The sequence below is a fragment of the Sphingomonas panacis genome (genome assembly GCF_001717955.1).
Lineage (GTDB): Bacteria > Pseudomonadota > Alphaproteobacteria > Sphingomonadales > Sphingomonadaceae > Sphingomonas > Sphingomonas panacis.
On the sequence record NZ_CP014168.1, the window covers coordinates 2,100,271 to 2,117,653 of the forward strand.

General features: G+C 66.5%; 11 protein-coding genes. 3 read left to right on the top strand and 8 right to left on the bottom strand.

Annotation, left to right across the window (positions count from 1 at the left end):
* Positions 1-12: 12 nt before the first annotated feature.
* Complete coding sequence (locus J0A91_RS09530; protein WP_069204719.1) at positions 13-711, bottom strand: pirin family protein; 699 nt, start codon at positions 709-711, stop codon at positions 13-15.
* A gap of 103 nt (positions 712-814) precedes the next feature.
* On the opposite strand from J0A91_RS09530, the gene J0A91_RS09535 reads away from it, so the two are divergent.
* Positions 815-1,726 (top strand): LysR family transcriptional regulator, encoded by a 912-nt coding sequence (locus tag J0A91_RS09535; RefSeq protein WP_069204720.1) that lies wholly within the window; start codon positions 815-817, stop codon positions 1,724-1,726.
* 31 nt (positions 1,727-1,757) lie between these two features.
* Here the strand turns inward: J0A91_RS09535 and J0A91_RS09540 are convergent, their stop codons facing one another.
* The 5 genes from J0A91_RS09540 to J0A91_RS09560 all read right to left on the bottom strand — a co-directional run bounded on the left by J0A91_RS09540 (position 1,758) and on the right by J0A91_RS09560 (position 11,553).
* Positions 1,758-2,246 (bottom strand): hypothetical protein, encoded by a 489-nt coding sequence (locus J0A91_RS09540; RefSeq protein WP_150126871.1) that lies wholly within the window; start codon positions 2,244-2,246, stop codon positions 1,758-1,760.
* 88 nt (positions 2,247-2,334) lie between these two features.
* Entirely contained in the window at positions 2,335-4,266 is a 1,932-nt protein-coding gene (locus tag J0A91_RS09545) for a sialate O-acetylesterase (protein WP_069204722.1), read from the bottom strand.
* 10 nt (positions 4,267-4,276) lie between these two features.
* Positions 4,277-6,970, bottom strand: coding sequence for a glycoside hydrolase family 3 C-terminal domain-containing protein (locus tag J0A91_RS09550; protein ID WP_069204723.1), 2,694 nt, complete (start codon positions 6,968-6,970; stop codon positions 4,277-4,279).
* A gap of 30 nt (positions 6,971-7,000) precedes the next feature.
* Positions 7,001-8,542, bottom strand: a complete 1,542-nt coding sequence (locus J0A91_RS09555; RefSeq protein WP_069204724.1) for a tryptophan halogenase family protein — start codon at positions 8,540-8,542, stop codon at positions 7,001-7,003.
* 59 nt (positions 8,543-8,601) lie between these two features.
* Positions 8,602-11,553: a TonB-dependent receptor gene (locus J0A91_RS09560; protein WP_069204725.1), complete on the bottom strand. Its 2,952-nt coding sequence runs from the start codon at positions 11,551-11,553 to the stop codon at positions 8,602-8,604.
* Between the two features lie 344 nt (positions 11,554-11,897).
* Here J0A91_RS09560 and J0A91_RS09565 point away from each other — a divergent pair, with 344 nt between their 5' ends.
* Positions 11,898-12,584: a SapC family protein gene (locus J0A91_RS09565; RefSeq protein WP_069204726.1), complete on the top strand. Its 687-nt coding sequence runs from the start codon at positions 11,898-11,900 to the stop codon at positions 12,582-12,584.
* Complete coding sequence (locus tag J0A91_RS09570; RefSeq protein ID WP_150126872.1) at positions 12,581-13,582, top strand: cupin-like domain-containing protein; 1,002 nt, start codon at positions 12,581-12,583, stop codon at positions 13,580-13,582. The genes J0A91_RS09565 and J0A91_RS09570 overlap by 4 nt, the downstream gene beginning before the upstream one ends.
* Before the next feature lie 28 nt (positions 13,583-13,610).
* Here J0A91_RS09570 and J0A91_RS09575 read toward each other — a convergent pair whose 3' ends face one another.
* Together J0A91_RS09575 and J0A91_RS09580 are read right to left on the bottom strand one after the other, a co-directional pair.
* The gene (locus J0A91_RS09575) at positions 13,611-15,182 is read right to left on the bottom strand and encodes an alpha-N-arabinofuranosidase (protein ID WP_069204727.1); all 1,572 of its coding nucleotides are present in this window, start codon (positions 15,180-15,182) and stop codon (positions 13,611-13,613) included.
* A gap of 15 nt (positions 15,183-15,197) precedes the next feature.
* A complete protein-coding gene (locus J0A91_RS09580; protein WP_069204728.1) occupies positions 15,198-17,192 on the bottom strand; it encodes a glycoside hydrolase family 43 protein in 1,995 nt (664 codons plus the stop codon).
* Between the last annotated feature and the right edge of the window lie 191 nt (positions 17,193-17,383).

Below are 17,383 nucleotides of genomic sequence, written 5' to 3' on the forward strand. Positions count from 1 at the left end.
GGTGGTTGTGGTTCAGGCGGCGTCGACGAGGACGATCTCGGCTTCGTCGTTGGCGGTGATGCGAAGCAGCGTCTCGCCGGTGATGGCGGCGCCGTCGCGTGCGTCGAGGTGTACGCCGTTGATCTCGACCGAGCCTTTGGCGAGCACCAGATAGGCGTGGCGGCTGGCGTCGATCGGATATTCGGTGGTTTCACCGGCCTTCAGCGTCGCGCCGGAAATGCGCGCGTCGGTGCGGATCGGCAGCGCATCGGTATCCTCCGAAAAGCCGCTGGCGAGCGTGACGAAATGGCCCGAGCGTTCGCCCTTGGGGAAGGGCTTGGCGCCCCATGACGGCGTTTCACCGCGGGTCTTCGGCTCGATCCAGATCTGGAAGATCCGCGTGGTGCCGCTTTCCTTGTTGTATTCGGAGTGGCGCACGCCCGAACCGGCGCTCATCACCTGCACGTCGCCCGCTTCGGTGCGGCCGGTGTTGCCGAGGCTGTCCTGATGCGTGATCGCGCCTTCGCGGACATAGGTGATGATCTCCATGTCGGCATGCGGATGCGGCGGGAAGCCGGTGCCCGGCGCGATCGTGTCGTCGTTCCAGACGCGGATGTCGCCCCAGCCCATCTTGGCGGGATCGTAATAGCCGGCGAACGAGAAGTGATGCTTGGCATCGAGCCAGCCGTGGTTGGCGCCGCCGAGCTGGTTGAAGGGTCTACGGTCGATCATCGGAAATCTCCTTGGCGGAGCGGCCTTCGCTCCTGACCCGCACAAGATGCGTTCGATCGTGACTTGACGAAAGAGAAACAATTGCATTGTATCATTGCCGACAATGACACGTAGACTCCCCGACCTCGAAGCCTGGGCGATCTTTGCCAAGGTCGCCGAATGCGGCTCGTTCGCGGGGGCGGCGCAGGCGCTGGGGCTCTCCAACCCGACCGTTTCGAAAGCGATCACGCGGCTGGAGGCGCGGCTCGGCGTCGCGCTGATCGCGCGCACCTCGCGGCGGCTGTCGCTGACCGAGGGCGGCCGTGCCGCGCTGCCGCGCGCGATACGGCTGCTCGCCGAGGGCGAAGCGGCGGAGGATGAAGCGGCCGAGCAATCGGCAACGCCGCGTGGGGTGGTGCGGATGAGCGCGCCCTTGTCGTTCGGGATCGGCTATCTCGGCGATGCGCTGCCGCCGTTCCTCGACCTGTATCCCGAGATCACGCTCGATCTCGCGCTCAGCGACCGCCGGGTGGATCTGGTCGCGGACGGGTTCGACCTCGCCATGCGGATCGCGCGGCTGGAGGATTCGTCGATGCTGGCGCGACGGCTGTGCGCGGTGCGAATCCTGCTGGTCGCATCGCCCGGCTATCTCGACGCGCGCGGGCGGCCGACTCACCCGGCGCAGCTCGCCGAACACAGTGCGCTCGCTTATACCGGCGGGGGTCCGCGCGGCGTATGGCGCTTCACCCATCCGCAGTTCGGCGAGGAAATCGTCGAGCCGCCGGTGCGGATCTGGACCGACAATGCCGACATGCTCGGCCCGGCGCTGGCGGCGGGGCAGGGGCTGGCGCTTCAGCCCGAGTTCCTCGTGTGGCGCGCGCTGCAGGCGGGGACGCTGGAGGTGGCGATGCCCGAATGGTCGGTGCCGCCGCTCGCGCTGCACCTGCTGATGCCGCCCTCGCCACTGCGCCCGCTGCGCGTGCAGGCGCTGATCGATTATCTCGCCAAGGCGCTGGCGACGCCGCCCTGGGCGTAACTCTGGGGCATCGTCCGGCGTGGCGGCGCGACTAGCGCGATGTCCCCGTCGCCGCAGCATCGCGCAGCCGGGTCGCGGCCTCGGTCAGCCGCACAGTGTAGGCGGGGATCCGCGTGAGGACGCGGCCGATGTGATCGGCGGTGCCGAAGCGGATCGCGTATTTGCGCCCATCGACATGCTTGAGGACCAGCATCTGGCCGACCAGCGTGTTGCGGACATCGGCCTGTTCGATGTCGGAGAAAGCGAGGTGCTGGTGGCGCAGCACGCGCAGATCGATCCCGCCCGGGCCGATCGCGAACAAAGGGTTGATGCTGTTGTGCGATCCGCCGACGATCAGGCGGCTCTGTGTGGAGATGCCGCGCACCGGGAAGCTGGTCATGCCGTCGGCACCCGTCGTCGGCGGCACCGCGAGGCGGCGGCGCTGCCCCCGGAAGAACCAGAACAACACCACGGCCGACGCCAGCACGCCGAACGCGGTGCTCGCCCCGACCATCATCCAAAGCTCCGAATCGTCCATCATGCCCTCCGCGCCGAAGCGTATCGTGACACAACCATCGTCCGGCTGGAAAAGACCCGCCCGGGGTGCCGGGCGGGCGGGTAAACAGTGCCTATTGTACCGCCATCGCGAACGGGCCGGCGGGCAGCGCGGCATCATCGACGAGATTGACCACCGGGAAGTCGGCCCATGCATAGCGCACGCGCGCGACCGGTTGGCCGTCGCCCGCCAGCATCACGCGATTACCGTCCACCGTCGCGGCGGCGTAGCGGCATGAGCCGGCCGCCGCCGCGCACAGTTCGAAGCCGGTCGCCTGCGCGGCGCTGCGGGTGTGCAGCGCGCCGACCACGCCCTTGAACGTCACGCTCGCACCGCCATTCGCGGCGCGCGTAACGCTCGCAACCTGCGGGCCGGAGGGCGGTGGGGTCGCGCCATAGGCGAGGCTGCTCATCGCGCGCGCGAGCCGCCGACCGACCTCGTGCTTCTCGCCCGGATGGATATCGAGCGGATCGCCGAGGTCGATCGCCAGCGCGAGCGCGGTATGGCCATCGGTTTCGGCGACGCGGCGCTGGTCGTCGCGCACGCGCGCCCAGCCGCTTTCGCCGGGTGCGACCGCCGGTTTGCCGAACCCTGCGAGCGAGACGATCGCGAACGGCAGCGCGGGCGCGCCGAACTGCCCGCGCCAGTCGGCGATCAGCGCCTTCATGCGGTCGGCATAGCCGGGAATGTCGGTGTCCGATTCGCCCTGATACCAGGCGACGCCAGCCAGTCCGATGCCGCCGAGCGGGGCGATCATCGCATTGTAGATCGTCCCCGCGCCGGTGATGTCGTCCCACGGCACGCGTGGCGAAGTGCCGCCCGCCTTCTTGGCCACCGCATAGCGCCAGCCTTCGCCGATCGGCACGGTGCCGCCATCGGCGAAGCTCAGCTTCATCGCCTCGGCCGGGCCGGGCAGCCCGCCGGTCGCGTAAGCGTTCTCGATGTTGATGGTGATGACGTTGCGCCCCGCGACGAGCGTGCCCGCCGGTACGGTATAGACGCGCGCATCCCAGCCGCCGCGCCCGCCGACCGGCTTGCCGTTGATCCACACCCGGTCGGCATCATCCGCCGGGCCGATCGCGATCATCGCGACCTGTTTGGCTTGCTCCGCCGTCAGATCGACGGTTTTTTGATACCACAACATGCCGAGATAGGTCTGGAGCGCGGGCACGCCCCAATTCTCGTAGAAATCGACGCGCGGCACCGGCTGCCAGTCGAGCGCGGCATCGGGCTGCCACGGCTCATGACCGGGCATGTCGCCGCTCTGTTCGCGCCACCATGCTTCCCATGTCGCATTGGCGCTGCGCATCGCGGCGGCGGGGTCGCGCGCGTAGAGCTTGAGCAGATCGGCTTGCGCGCCGCGCCCGGCGGCGCGTTGCGCAGCGTCGCCCATCCACGCCGAGATCGACGAGCCGCCCCAGCTGGAATGGATCGCGCCGATCGGCACCTTGGCGGTCTTGCGCAGCTCCTGCGCCATGTAGAAACATGCCGCCGAGAAGCCGCCGGTGGTGAGCGGACCCGCCGACGCCCATGCCGGCTGCTGCGCGAGATGATCCTGCGCGACCGGCGCGGTCGCCTTGGCGATGGTGACGAGGCGAAGCTGGTCGTCGACCGGCGCGTGGATCGCGCTGCCGGCATCCTGCGCGCGCTCGACCGGCAATTCCATGTTGCTCTGGCCCGAGCACAGGAAGACGTCACCGACGAGCAGATCGTGGACTTGCGTGGTGCCACTCGGCGCGATCACCGACAGGTCATAAGGTCCGCCGGCGGGGAGCGCGGGCAGGGTGGCGCTGAACACACCGTCGCGGCCCGCGCGGGCCTGCGCGCTGTGGCCGGCCAGAACCAATGTCACCGGCTCGCCCGGCGTGGCGGTGCCGGTCACCACGACCGGCTTGCCACGCTGGACGACGGCATGATCGCCGATCAGCCCGTCGAGTTTCGGCGCGGCGAGCGCCGGCGTGGCGAGCGCGAGCAGGCTGGCGCCGGCCGCGATGGTGCGGAGCATCGTCTCTCCCTTACAGCGGCAGCGGCGCGGACTGCGCTGCCTTGAAGCTCGCCGAGCGCACCGGCACGTCCGTTCCCGGCTGGCCCGAACCGACGCTGACCCGGTATTGGCCTGCCATCACCTGCCGCGTGCCATCGGCGGTGACCGCGCTGAGATCACGCGGGCTGAGATCGAACGTCACCTGACGCTTCTCGCCGGGCGCGAGCGTCACGCGCTGATAGCCGCGCAGCGCGATCTTCGGCGCACCGGGCACGTCGGGGAAGGTCAGATAGAGCTGAGCGACCTCGTCACCGGCGCGCTTGCCGGTGTTGCTCACCTCGGTCGTCACGCGCAGGCCCTGTTCGGCACCGCCCGCCGCCGGTGTCACGTCGAGCGGGGCGTAGGCGAAGCTGGTGTAGCTGAGGCCATAGCCGAACGGATACACCGGCGTGCCGGTGAAGTAGCGATAGGTCCGCCCCTTCATCGCATAATCGCCGAACGGCGGCAGATCGGCGATGCTCTTGTAGAAGGTCAGCGGCAGACGGCCGGCCGGATTGACCTTGCCCGACAGCACGTTGCCGACCGCGAGACCGCCGGCTTCACCCGGATACCATGCCTCCAGAATCGCGGCGGCATTGTCCTTTGCCCAGGCGAGGTTGATCGGGCTGCCGTTCATCGCGACGACGACGATCGGCTTGCCGGTCGCCTTGGCGGCTTCGAGCAGCGCCTGCTGATCGGCCGGCAGATCGAGCGTGGTCTTGTCGCCCCCTTCGAAGCCCGGCACCTTGACCGGGGTTTCCTCGGCTTCGAGATCCGAGGTGAGGCCGACCGCGGCGACCAGAACGTCGGCATTGGCGGCGGCGGCGCGCAGATCCGCGTCGGGGTTGGTCGAGATACGCTTCCACACCAGATCGACCCCGCCGCCGACATGCGCGTCGGTGGTGACGGTGACCGGATAGCGGTGGCCCGCCTCCAGCGTCACGTCCTTGAACGTACCCAGGCTGCCATAGGCGCCCGCGACATCGACGAATGGCTTGCCGTCGAACATGAGGCTCCCCGAGCCGTTCATGCCGAGCCGGTAGGTGCCGCTCGCTGGCGGCACCAGGAATCCGGTCCAGACGGTCCGGTGGTGATCCGAAACCTTGGCGAGATCGAGATTGGCGCCCGAGACGCCGGCCTCGACGCGCGTGACGACCGGCTTGGTCGAGAAGCGCATCGCCTTGGTCACGTCCTTGAACGTATCCGGCGCGAAATATTTCGGCGGCGTCTCGACCGGGTTGTAATAGCGCGCGAGCAGGCCGGGTTTGCCGTCTGGCGCGCGGAGAGCCGTGGTCGGCACGCGGTCGCCATCGGTGAACGACCGGCCGAACGGAACCAAGGTCACGGTCGCGCCGGGCAGCGCCTGCTTCAGTCCGTCCACGATCGAGATCGGCGGCGCCGACAGTTCCGACGAGTAATTGCCGCGCAGCACGCGGGTGGCATCGCCGAGCGGCCCGATCACGGCGATCCGCAAGCCGGGCTTGAGCGGCAAAATGCCGGTGTTCTTGAGCAGCACGAGGCTCTTTTCGGACGCGGTCAGCGCGAGCGCGCGATGCTCGGGCGTGTCGATCTGCGAGACCGGCACGACGCTCGGGGTGCGCGCGCTGAGGCCGGACAGATCGCCATTGCGGTAGCGCGCCGAGAACAGCCGGACGAGCGTGCGATCGACATCGCCTTCCGAGATCAGCCCGCGCCGCAACGCTTCATGGTAGCGATCGCCGAGACCGGCGGTGTCGTTGAGTGTGCGCGTGTGGCATTCGTTGTCGACGCCGACCTTGATCGCCGCCGCCACCGCCGATGCACCGTCGGGCGCGTATTTGTGGTTGTCGCTGATGTCCTTCACCGCGTCGCAATCCGACACGACATAGCCCTTGAAGCCCCACGCGCCGCGCAGATGGTCCTTGAGCAGCAGGTCGTTGGCGCAGGCTGGCTGGCCGTCGATGCGGTTGTACGCGCACATGATCGAGCCGGCCTGACCCTCGACGATCGCCGCGCGGAAGGCGGGGAGGTAGGTATCCTCGAGATCGTGCGGCGAGACGAAGACGTTGGCCGCGTGGCGAGTCGATTCGGGGCCGCTGTGGACCGCGAAGTGCTTGGGCGTGGCGATCACGGCGGGCAGATCGGGGTTCGGCCCCTGCATGCCGGTGACGAAGGCGACGCCCATATGCGCGGTGAGATACGGGTCTTCGCCGTAGGTTTCCTGGCCACGCCCCCAGCGCGGATCGCGGAAGATGTTGATGTTGGGCGACCAGGTATCGAGCCCCGTGCCGATCCGCCCGAGCCGCCCGGTCTGGCGGCCAAGCGTGTGGAGCGCGCGGACTTCGGTGCTGATCGTGCCGGCGACCTCATGCACCAGCGGCGTGTCGAACGTGGCGGCGAGGCCGATCGGTTCGGGGAAGTTGGTGGTCGGCAAGGTGCCGATCGCGCCGTGCAGCGATTCGGTCCACCAATTGTAGGCCGGCACCCCGAGACGCGGGATCGCAGGGGCGACGTTGAGAAGCTGACCGACCTTCTCGTCGAGCGTCATGCGCGCGACCATCGCCGCCGCCATCCGGTCGGCCTCGGCACGGACATCGCCGGAGGAGGCGGGGCCGGCGGCAGGTGCCGTCTGCGCCTGCGCGGTGACGGCGGCGAGGCTGGCGCCGAGCAGCAGGACCGCCTTGGCGAACGGGAAGGACGATGCCATGAAATACCTCACTTGGGGGGGATAGGGGAATCAGATCGCAGGAAGCCCGTGGTCGATGATCTTGCGGATTAGGTCGCGGTGGCGCGGCAGGCCCGCGCGCAGCCGCTGGGTTTGCACCGCCGCCTCGCGCCGGGTCTGCTCGGCGATCCGCGCCTCGGCGGAGAGCGCCTCGCGCGACACTTCGGTGCCGAACTGCATGCCGTAGAGCACGTACTGATAGCTCGCCGCCGGGAACACTTCATCGACCCGGTCGAACTCGTCGTGGAACCAGGGCGGCTGGTATTTCCACAGCGTCAGCAGGTCGCGGAGCCGATCGGGGATCGTGTCGGCGCGGACATTGTCGCGCCAGAAGTCGCTGTCGGTGCGCTTGGTCAGCACGTAATGCAGCTTGAGGAAATCGATGATCCGCCCCCAGCGATAATGCGTGGTGGCGTTGAAACGCGCGGCGATGATGTCCATCACCTCGCGGCACACCGGCATCTGCTCGGCGATCAGCTTGGCCGACATTTCGATCAGCACGATCGCCGAGGCCTCGAGCGGTTCGAGGAACCCGGCCGCCAGCCCGACCGCGACGACATTGTTCTTCCAGAACGTCTCGCGGTGGCCCGAACGGATCTTGATCTTGCGCACGTCGGCGGTCGCGCCGACGGGGCCGAGATAGGCGCGGAGCTCGCGCTCGGCATCTTCGTCGGAGATGTGGCTGCTCGAATAGACGTGGCCCGTGCCGCGCCGGCTGGGCAGGCCGATGTCCCAAATCCACCCGGCCGATTGCGCGGTCGAGATGGTGTGCGAGGCGATCGGACTGTCCTCGCTTTCATACGGCACCTGTATGGCGAGCGCGGTGTCGCAGAACAGCACGTCGGCGCAGCTCTTGAAGGGCACGCCGAGGGCCTTGCCGATCAGCAGCGCAGCGAAGCCGGTGCAATCGACGAACAGATCGCCAGCGATTTCGCCCGCTTGCTCGGTGACGACGCTGGTGATGTCGCCATTCTCGGCCTGGTTGACGCTGGTGACGTCGGCGAGGACGTGGCGCACGCCGAGCTTGGCGGTGCAGTGGCGCTGGAGGAAGCCGGCGAATTTGCCGGCATCGAGGTGATAGGCGTAATTGGCGACCGCGTCGAATTCCGGGGTGGCGATCGTCTTCGGCGCGAGGCCGTCGTCGCACAACAAACCCTGCGGGGTGACGGCGTCGCAAAAACTCTGGTCATGGCCGTCGGCGAGCCAGTGGGCGGCCATGTTCACGCGCTGGAAGCCCTGCGGCAGCATCAACGGGTGGTAATAGCCTTCGTCCACCTCGCCGGTGGTCCAGCGGGCGAAGCGTGCGCCCTGCTTGAACGACGCGTGGCATTCGCGGAAGAAATCGGTTTCGGACACGCCCATCTTGGACAATGTCGTGCGCAGCGTCGGCCAGGTGCCTTCGCCCACGCCGATGATCGGGGTGGTGGGGGATTCGACCAAAGTGACGGTGAAGTCCGCCGGCATCCGCCCCTGATGTTTCGCGGCGATCACGCCCGCGGCAAGCCAGCCGGCCGTGCCGCCGCCGACGATCACGATGTTTCTGATAGGCTGCATGATCTTCCGATACCAAAAAAACGGGGGCGCCGGGAAGGCGCCCCCGAGGTTGAGGAAGATCAGAAGCGGAAGTGGGCGCCGAAGGTGAAGCGGCGACCATAATCCCACACGTCGAGCATCTGGTTCTTGAACCGCCCGTGCGTGCTCTGCTGCGCGTTGTTGACGTTGGTGATCTCACCGAACACGCTGAAGTGTGGCGTGATGTCGTAGCTGCTGCTGAGATCGATCTGCGTCTGGGCATTGACGAAGGTTGGTTCGGCGCCGAACGACCCGGTATTCTGGTTCTGCCCGAACTGGAGCAGATATTCATCGCGCCAGTTGACCGCAGCACGGAACTGGAAGCCGTTCTTGTCATAGAAACCGACGAAGTTCGCCGAGTTGGCCAAGCCCGTCACCGCGAAGCCGGTCTGCGAGATGTCGGCCTGGTCATACGGCTTGTTGGTGCCGACGAAGGTGGCGTTGGCGTTGAAGCCGAAGCCGCTGTCGCCGAACACCTGCTGCCATGCCACTTCGACGCCGCGCACCGTCGCGTCCGGGCCGTTGACTCGTGCCGTCACCGCGAAGCTCGCGGGTTGGCCGGTCGTAGGATCGATCACGCCGTTGATCGTCTGCCGAGTCACGCCACCGACGATGAAGTTGCTGACGTTTTTAAGGAAGAAATCGACCGAGAAGTACGAGTTGCGCTGGTAATACCATTCCAACGCGGCATCGAAGTTGTCCGACAGATACGGTTTCAGATTGGGGTTGCCGCCGCTCGCCGTCAGTGCCCCGACGCGCTGGCCGCTGCCGACGCTCAACACCGGCGTGAGAAGGCTAAGGCCCGGACGGGTGAGCGTTCGCGAAGCATCGACACGCAGGATCAGCTTATCGGTTAGTTCGAGCTTGGCGTCCATGCTCGGCAGCAAATACGAGTAGTTGCTGCGTGTAGTGATGTTCTGCACTGCAGTGTAGCCCGTAGGGTCCGGGATCGACAACAGCGTTTTGTCGGTAGTGCTGGTGTTCAGCACCAGCGGCAGGCGACCCTGGCCTGTCGAGGTCAGATGCGTATTCTCGTTACGCACACCAGCGTTGAGGTGGAACGGCATGCCCGCCACTTCAGTCTGGAACGACGCGCTGAAGAACAGAGACCAGGTCTGTTCGTTGATGCGTTGGATGCTGCCCGGATCGACCTTCTGATCAAAGGTGCCGGTAAAGCCGGGGACCTGCGAATAGTTGAAGCCCGGGATATTTTTTGCTTGTGGATTGCCGAGGCCGGTCAGGAAGTTTTGGTAAGCGACCGGGCTGTACATGAAGATCGAGGGAGGCAGTGACCCCTTAAAGCCGGGGATGAAGCCGTTGGTGCTGATCGATCCCTGATACAGGTTGGCTGGCAGCGGGCTGATGCCACCGCCCTGGCCCGAAGGGCCGCCGTAGCCGGAATAGGCTTGCCAGAAGTTGTTGGTGAAGGTGCTCGCGTTCTGGAACTCGAATGTATCGTCGATGAACTGACCGCCCACCTTGAGGGTCAGGTCGTCCTGCTTCCAGGTCGCGGTCAGACGGCCCTGCTTGAGGCGGTCGGTGTTCTTCTGCGTCTGGTTGACGGTGACGTGCGAGCCGATCAGCCCGGTGTTGGCATAGTCCGCCTGATTGCCGTTCGGGCCGTAGCTGGTCAGCGATGGGAAGGCGTTGTTGCTGTTGCCGGTGATCGACAGCCCGGTCAGCGTGCCGAGATTGCCGCCGTAGCCGATATCGCCGTTCTGCGAACCGATGTTGCCATCCGGATTGAGCCAGCTCTGGCCGTAGCTGACGTCGGCGTCGATGTTGAGATGCTCGGTCGCATCCCATTTCAGATTACCGCCGATCTGGTTGGTCTGAAGCACCTGCTTGTTGATTGCCGAGGTGAAATCGGTCGGCGTGCCGGCCTGAACGAAATTGGTCGCCTGGCCGTTCTTGTCGAGCGTGACGTTGCGCAGGGCGCCCTGGTTGAACCACATGCCGACGCCATAGGCGTCCGTCGTGATCGTTTGACGCGAGAAATTGTCATCGACCGTCAGCATCACGTTTTCGGATGGGTGCCACTGCAGCGCGATGCGCGCATCGACACGCTCGTCCTTGGTGTAGCTCTGCTCATAGCCATATTGCTGCGGGAAGAAGCCGACGACGCTCTTGATGTCCGACGGGCCGGCCCCTGCCGTGCCGGGATCGGAGGGATTGCAGGTCGCAGCGGTGCTGCCAGCGAGCTGGCACGGCGCGTAAAAACCGCCCGGCCAACCTGATACGAAAACCCGGTTCGTGGTAGTATCGTGGCGCGTGTAGATCGCGTCGGCGAGGACGCCGAGCGTATCGTTGGCGAACGTATCGCTGATCAGCAGGCCACCGGTCGGGACGACCTTGCCGGCACGATCCTGGATCGAACCCGAGGCGCTACCCGCGATGCGGAAACCGGGGTGATCGAACGGCTTGGGGAATGCGATATCGACGGTCGCGCCGATCGAGTTCGACGACACCGCGACATCAGGCGTCTTGTAGACGCTCAGCCCGCCGATGAAGTCCGAACCGACGGTCGAGAAGTCGATCTGGCGTCCGCCGGTACCGGTCGAGATGCGACGGCCGTCATACAGCGTGGTGTTGAAGTCGCCGCCGAAGCCGCGCACGGTGATGCCGGTCGGCTCACCGCGCGCGCCGTTGCGCTGGATCGACACGCCGGGGAGGCGCTGAAGCGAGGCCGCGACGTTCGAATCCGGGAATTTGCCGATATCTTCTGCCGAGATCGCGTCGACGACGCCCGACGACGTGCGCTTGATGTCGAGGTTGCGCTGGAGCGAGCCGCGCAGACCGGTGACGATGATGTCCTGGGTCTCATCGACAGGCCGGCTCGAGCTGGGGCCGTTTGTCGGATCGGTCGCCGGTGCGGCCTGGGTGGCGGCGTCCGTCGTGGTGGTCGCGGTCTGCGCAGCGGCCGGGTTGGCGATCGTTAGCGCGATCAGGCTCGACGCACCGATAAAGCCGAACTTGCGGCCACGTGCGGACATGAATGTGATTGATGGTTTCACAGCACTCCCCTCCTTGAAAAAGTTTTTCGTCGGCATTGCCGCTGTCGCATCGTTGGCGAAAGCGGGGTTCACCCCATTCGAAGCCGCATCCTGGCCGGATCATCCGCCCGGCTGTGGAATCAACTCCGTCTGTGTCGTGGTGGTAACGCTACCAGAATCGTTCTGCAAGCGCTTTTTGTAGGAGCACATAAAGCGCGACCGATGGCTTGGCCGGGGGCGGCACGCCGTTTATGCAGCGATACCACGCAGACCGAGGGATGCCGCCGAGCGGGCGAATCGCGAGCGGGGCGATAGCGATATAATGATATAGGGAGACGGGTGACGTGCCCACGTGGGAAGTTCTCAACAGCCAGGTCCATGCCACGCTGAGCATCGCCGCACCGTCAGTCGACACACGGCTGTTCGTTCAGGTCGTCGCCGCCGAATTCGAAGCGGCGGCCGCGCGGTTCCCGATCCTGTTCACCAAGAATGCCGAGACCGGCGCCTTCTTCGCGGGCGCGATGCTCGGCTTCAAACCCGGCCAGCCGTTGTTCGCCGACTCGCGCGACCGCATCGACGCGGAGCGGCTGTTCGATGTCGAGCGCGAGGGCTTCTACGTGTCCGACGACTCGATCGTCATCGACCGCGATCATCCGCGTTTCGGCGGGGCGGACGGTAAGCCGGTATTCGATTGGGAGGGCAAGCCCGACGAGCCGCTGCGCCGCGTGCAGCGCGCGCTCGCGCAACTGAGCGTCGGGCTGGACGCGACCGACCAGTTCATCCGCGCCTGCCTCGACCTCAAGCTGATCGAGCCGATCGACATGACGTTCCGCTTCGATGACGGCGAGCAGCTCGCGCTTGAGGGTCTGTACACGATCAGTCGCGATGCGCTCGGTGCGCTCGACGATGCCGCCGCGCTCGATCTGTTCCGGCGCGGCTGGTTGCAACCCGCGTATGCCGTGATCGGCTCGCTCCAGCATGTGCCGCGGCTGGCGCGGCTCCACAACGATCGGCTGGCCGAGGCCGCGTGATCGAACGAGACGGCCCGCTCGACCGCGCGACGTTCCTCGCCGGGATCGCGCCGGCGTGCGAGCCGGTCGTCCTGCGCGGGCTGTGCGGCGAGTGGCCGGCGACGCGGGCCGCCGCCGAGTCGCGCCAGGCGCTGTTCGCGTGCCTGGGGGATTTCGATTCGGGGCAGGTCGCTGAGGCGTTCGTCGGCGATGCCGGCATCGCCGGACGCTATGATTATGCGGCCGATCTCGACGGCTTCAACTTCGTTCGCGAGGCGATGCCGCTCGGCGCGGCGCTCGCGCGGATCGGCGCGGCGGCGGATACGCCCGGTGACGCGTCGATCTATGTCGGTTCGCTGCCGGTCGAGGCCTTTCTACCCGGTTTCGAGCGTGAGCATCGGCTCGCCGCGCTGCCCGATGCGGCGGTGCGGCAGCATGTCTGGATCGGCACCGCCTCGAGCGTCGCCTGCCATTACGACACGTTCGATAATTTCGCCTGTGTCGTGGCCGGGCGGCGGCGCTTCACGCTGTATCCGCCCGACGCGATCGGCGATCTTTATGTCGGGCCGATCGACTTCACGATGGCGGGCCAGCCGACCAGCCTCGCCGCCGGCGCGGCGCCTGACGATCCGCGCTACCCGCGCTTCGCGACCGCGCGGGGGCGGGCCATCACCGTCGATCTCGAACCCGGCGACGTTCTCTACCTCCCAAAGCTGTGGTGGCATTCGGTCGAGGCGACCGCGCCGTTCAACATGCTGGTCAATTTCTGGTGGGATGAATTCGCAAGCGGCTCCGACGCGCCCTATACGAGCCTGCTGCTCGCGATGATCGCGATCTCCGAGCGGCCCGAGCGCGAGCGCGCGGCGTGGCGTGCCTATTTCGACCATTATGTGTTCCGCGGCCGAGGCCATCCGCTCGCGCATCTGCCCGAGGCGAAGCACGGCGCGCTCGGCCCGCTTGCGCAAGGCAATTACGGCCGCATCCGCGCGCAGGTGATGCGGTGGCTGCGCGGCGGCTGACGGCGCGCGCCGGCCGCCTGCGATAGCGTTATCGCAGCGCCAGCACCGCGACCGATTTGGGCGGCAGCACGATGCGCAGCCCCTTGGCGGTCTGTGTCGCGGTGATCGGGGCGGGGGCCACTGTGTCGGGCGCGGCGAAGCTGTTGACGCTATCGACCCGTGGCGCGGTCAGAACCTGCCCGCTGCCCTGCGAGACGCTGGCGCCGGCCACGTCGAGGACGATCTCCGCCGGGCGGTTCGGATCGACGTTGGTCGCCGACACCCAGAGCTGACCGCCGGTATCGCGCGCCGCGACGGCATCGACCTGCGGCATGCTGATGGTGCCATGCGTATAGGTGGCCGAACTGTAGGCGAGCGGCACGTAGGTGGCGTCCTGGAACGGCAGGTACATCCGGTAGACGTGGTAGGTCGGCGTCAGCACCATCTTCGGCCCGTCGGTCAGGATCATCGCCTGCAACACGTTGATCATCTGCGCGATATTGGCGACGCGCACGCGATCGGCATGGCGCATGAAGATGTTGAGGTTGATCGCGGCGAGGATCGCGTCACGAAGCGAATTCTGCTGTTGCAGGAAGCCGGGGTTGCTGCCCGGCGTCGGCGCCAGCCACGCGCCCCATTCGTCAACTACCAGCGCGATCTTCTTGCCCGGATCGTAGCGGTCCATGATCGCCGATTGCTTGACGATCAGATCGTCCATGCCGCGCGTCTCCTTGAGCAGCCGCGCGTAATCGTCCTCGCCGAAGCCCGTGCTCGCCATGCGCGGCGGCCACCCGCCGACGCTGTAGCTGTGCAGCGACACGCCCTCGATGTCCCAGCTCCACGCCTTGCTGGCCCACGCCTTCATCACCGCTTCGGTATAATCGCCCTTGTCGGCATCCCAACCGACCGCGATCCGCTTCATCTGGTCGGTGGTCTTTTGCGCCGGATTGCCGTTGCGCGAGAAATGGCTGAACAGCTTCATTTGTTCGACATAATGATCGGGCGACATCGCGCCGCCGCAACCCCAATTCTCGTTGCCGAGGCCGAGGTACTTGACCTTATAGGGTGCCGGATGGCCGTTGGCGGCGCGCTCCTTGGCGAGCGTGGTCGGCTGGTCGGTGGTCATATATTCGAGCCACCTGCTCGACTCTTCGACGGTGCCCGAGCCGACGTTGACCGAGACATAGGCCTCGGCGCCGATCTGGCCGAGGAAATCCATATATTCCTCGGTGCCGAAGCTGTTCGGCTCGGGCACGCCGCCCCAGTTCGCATTGACCGTGACGGTGCGCTTCGTCTGCGGGCCGATGCCGTCGCGCCAGTGATATTCGTCGGCGAAGCAGCCGCCCGGCCAGCGCACGTTGGGCACCTTCAGCGCGCGCAAAGCGCGCACGACATCGCTGCGGATGCCGCGCACGTTGGGGATCGCCGAGGCCTTGCCGACCCAGATGCCGCCATAGATGCCGGTGCCGAGATGCTCGGCGAACTGGCCGAACACGTCGCGGTCGATTCTGGGGCCAGGCTTGGTTGCTTCTACGCGGACGATCAGCGGCGCGTCGGCGGCAAGCGCGGGCGTCGCAGTCGACAGCAGCAGCGCGGCGACGGTGCAGGCAAGGCGTTTCATCGGGAGACCTCGTCGTCAGGGCAGGATACGGAAGCGCGCCAGATCGGCGTTGTCGGCGGTTGGCCCCGGGCTGTCGGCGCGAAGCGCGCCGGTGGCGGGATCGACATGGAGATAGCGGCTGGTGGCGAGCGACATCAGCACCGCGCCGCCGCTGAGGCTTTCCATCCACTGGAAGCTCTGTCCCGGTGAATCGGCGCGCACCGGTTGCAGCGACACCGCGCCGTCCGCCGCTACCGTCAGCGCTTTGCGGCCGCTGAGCAACGCCACCCGACCGAGCTTCCGGTCGGCAACCAGCAACGGCGCCTGCAACAGCGCGGCGGTGCGATCCGAACCGAGCGGGCGCAGCGTGATGCTCTTGCCAAAGGGGATCGTCGGGCGGCTTTCGGGCCGGCCTTCGGTAACGCCGACGCTGGCGAAATCGGCGAAACCACCCGCCGCGCTGTGCTGGTTATAGGCGAACAGCCCGGAGCGGACGCCCTGGAAGGTTAGCAACTGATAGACCGTCGTGAAATCGGGGCCGAGATCGGTGAAATGGGTGCCATCGGTCGAATAGCTGAAGCGCGCCTGCTCGGTATCGAAATCGCACGCCGCGCGCAGCCACAGGTGTGACGCGCGAACCGGTGCGCTCGCGATGCGGCCGCCGTTTTCGTCGAAACGCACGATGCTCAGACCGTTCGCGCCACGTTCGACGCCAAGCCATGCATAAGGGCGGTTGAGCAACGCCAGTCCAGCAACGTCACCTACTGCGAGCCCGCTCGCATCGAGTTCGGCGGTGATGGTCGATTGCGGGCCGATCGCGCGCTGGGTCAGCGTGTTGCGCGCCGACAGGAAATCGCTGGCGGGGGCGGTGTGAAGCCGCAGCGAGCCGGGCCGCTCGGTCAGCGACCAGCGTGCCGGATCGGGGACGTGGTTCCATTCCCAGACATTGGCGAGCGCGCCGTCGAAGCTGTCGCTGCGCTGATAGGGTGCGCGCGGCGCCGCCGCCGAAGCGATCGGCTTTACCCAGGTGCGCGGGCTTCGGCCGAGATTGCCGGGCAGGCCGAAATAGGGCCAGCCGTCCTTCCACGTCACCGGCGACAGCGCGGTCAGCCGGCCGACCGAATTGCCCTCGAACATCGACCAGCCCCACCAGTCACCCTTCGGGGTCTGGATGATGCCGCCCTGATGCATCGACATCGCATCGCGCAGTTTCGGGTCGGGCGGCAGGATCGTCGCCAGATCCTTGTTGCCGCGCAGGTGATAGCCCTTGGCGAGGCCGAAATCCTCATGCTCGCTGATCGACGGGTTGATTTCCCACGGCCCGAGCGGCGATGTGGCGCGCGCGGCGGGCATGCGGAAGCTGCCGGAATATTCGGCGGTGGTGATGTAATAGGTCTTGCCGAACTTGTAGAAGTGCGAGCCTTCGCCAAGCCCGGTGCCCTTCTGCGTGATGATCCGCTCGCTGCCCGGCACGATGTCCGTCAGGCTGGCGTCGAGCTGCGCGAGGTGGAGTTCCTGATAGCCCCAGACGACGTACGCCTTGCCGTCGTCATCGAACAGCACCGACAGATCGTGGAAGGTCCGCTTCATCGGCGTGCGCGTCCACGGCCCCTTGGGGGATTTGGCGGTGAACATCTGCGTCATCGCGTGGTTGACGTTGCTGAAGATGTAGAAGGTGCCGTCGTGATAACGGAAGCTCGGCGCCCAGATGCCCTGGCCGTAGATATTCTTGCCGTCCTCCAGCCGGTATGCCGGGCCGAGATCGAGCGTGTCGAGCGCGTAGCCGACGAAATCCCAGTTCACCATGTCCTTCGAATGGAGGATCGGCAGGCCGGGCATGGCGTGCATGGTCGTGCCGGTCAGGTAGAAATCGTCGCCGACGCGGATCATGTCGGGGTCGGAGAACTCGTCGTAGAACAACGGGTTGGTGTAGGTGCCGTTGCCGTTGTCGGCGGTCCAGGTCGGGCGCTCCGACGCGATGGCGGGGGTGGCGACGAGCGCCAGCGCGATCAGGCTTGCGAACGATTTCATGCGTGTCTCCCGGAAGCTCTTAGAGCGTCGTGACATCAAACAGCTCCGTTCGTGCTGAGGAGAGATCGAGTAGGGCCAACGGCCTGTATCGAGAGCTCGTATCGAAGCACAGGTCGCGCGCGAAACCTGTACTCCGATACGCTACCTCGATACGCCCTTCGGGCTACTCGGCAGCTACTCAGCACGAATGG

Bases quoted from the DNA above. Each gene is read 5' to 3' on its own strand.
- J0A91_RS09530 (WP_069204719.1), bottom strand. From the start codon at position 711: ATGATCGACCGTAGACCCTTCAACCAGCTCGGCGGCGCCAACCACGGC.
- J0A91_RS09535 (WP_069204720.1), top strand. From the start codon at position 815: ATGACACGTAGACTCCCCGACCTCGAAGCCTGGGCGATCTTTGCCAAG.
- J0A91_RS09540 (WP_150126871.1), bottom strand. From the start codon at position 2,246: ATGATGGACGATTCGGAGCTTTGGATGATGGTCGGGGCGAGCACCGCG.
- J0A91_RS09545 (WP_069204722.1), bottom strand. From the start codon at position 4,266: ATGCTCCGCACCATCGCGGCCGGCGCCAGCCTGCTCGCGCTCGCCACG.
- J0A91_RS09550 (WP_069204723.1), bottom strand. From the start codon at position 6,970: ATGGCATCGTCCTTCCCGTTCGCCAAGGCGGTCCTGCTGCTCGGCGCC.
- J0A91_RS09555 (WP_069204724.1), bottom strand. From the start codon at position 8,542: ATGCAGCCTATCAGAAACATCGTGATCGTCGGCGGCGGCACGGCCGGC.
- J0A91_RS09560 (WP_069204725.1), bottom strand. From the start codon at position 11,553: ATGTCCGCACGTGGCCGCAAGTTCGGCTTTATCGGTGCGTCGAGCCTG.
- J0A91_RS09575 (WP_069204727.1), bottom strand. From the start codon at position 15,182: ATGAAACGCCTTGCCTGCACCGTCGCCGCGCTGCTGCTGTCGACTGCG.
- J0A91_RS09580 (WP_069204728.1), bottom strand. From the start codon at position 17,192: ATGAAATCGTTCGCAAGCCTGATCGCGCTGGCGCTCGTCGCCACCCCC.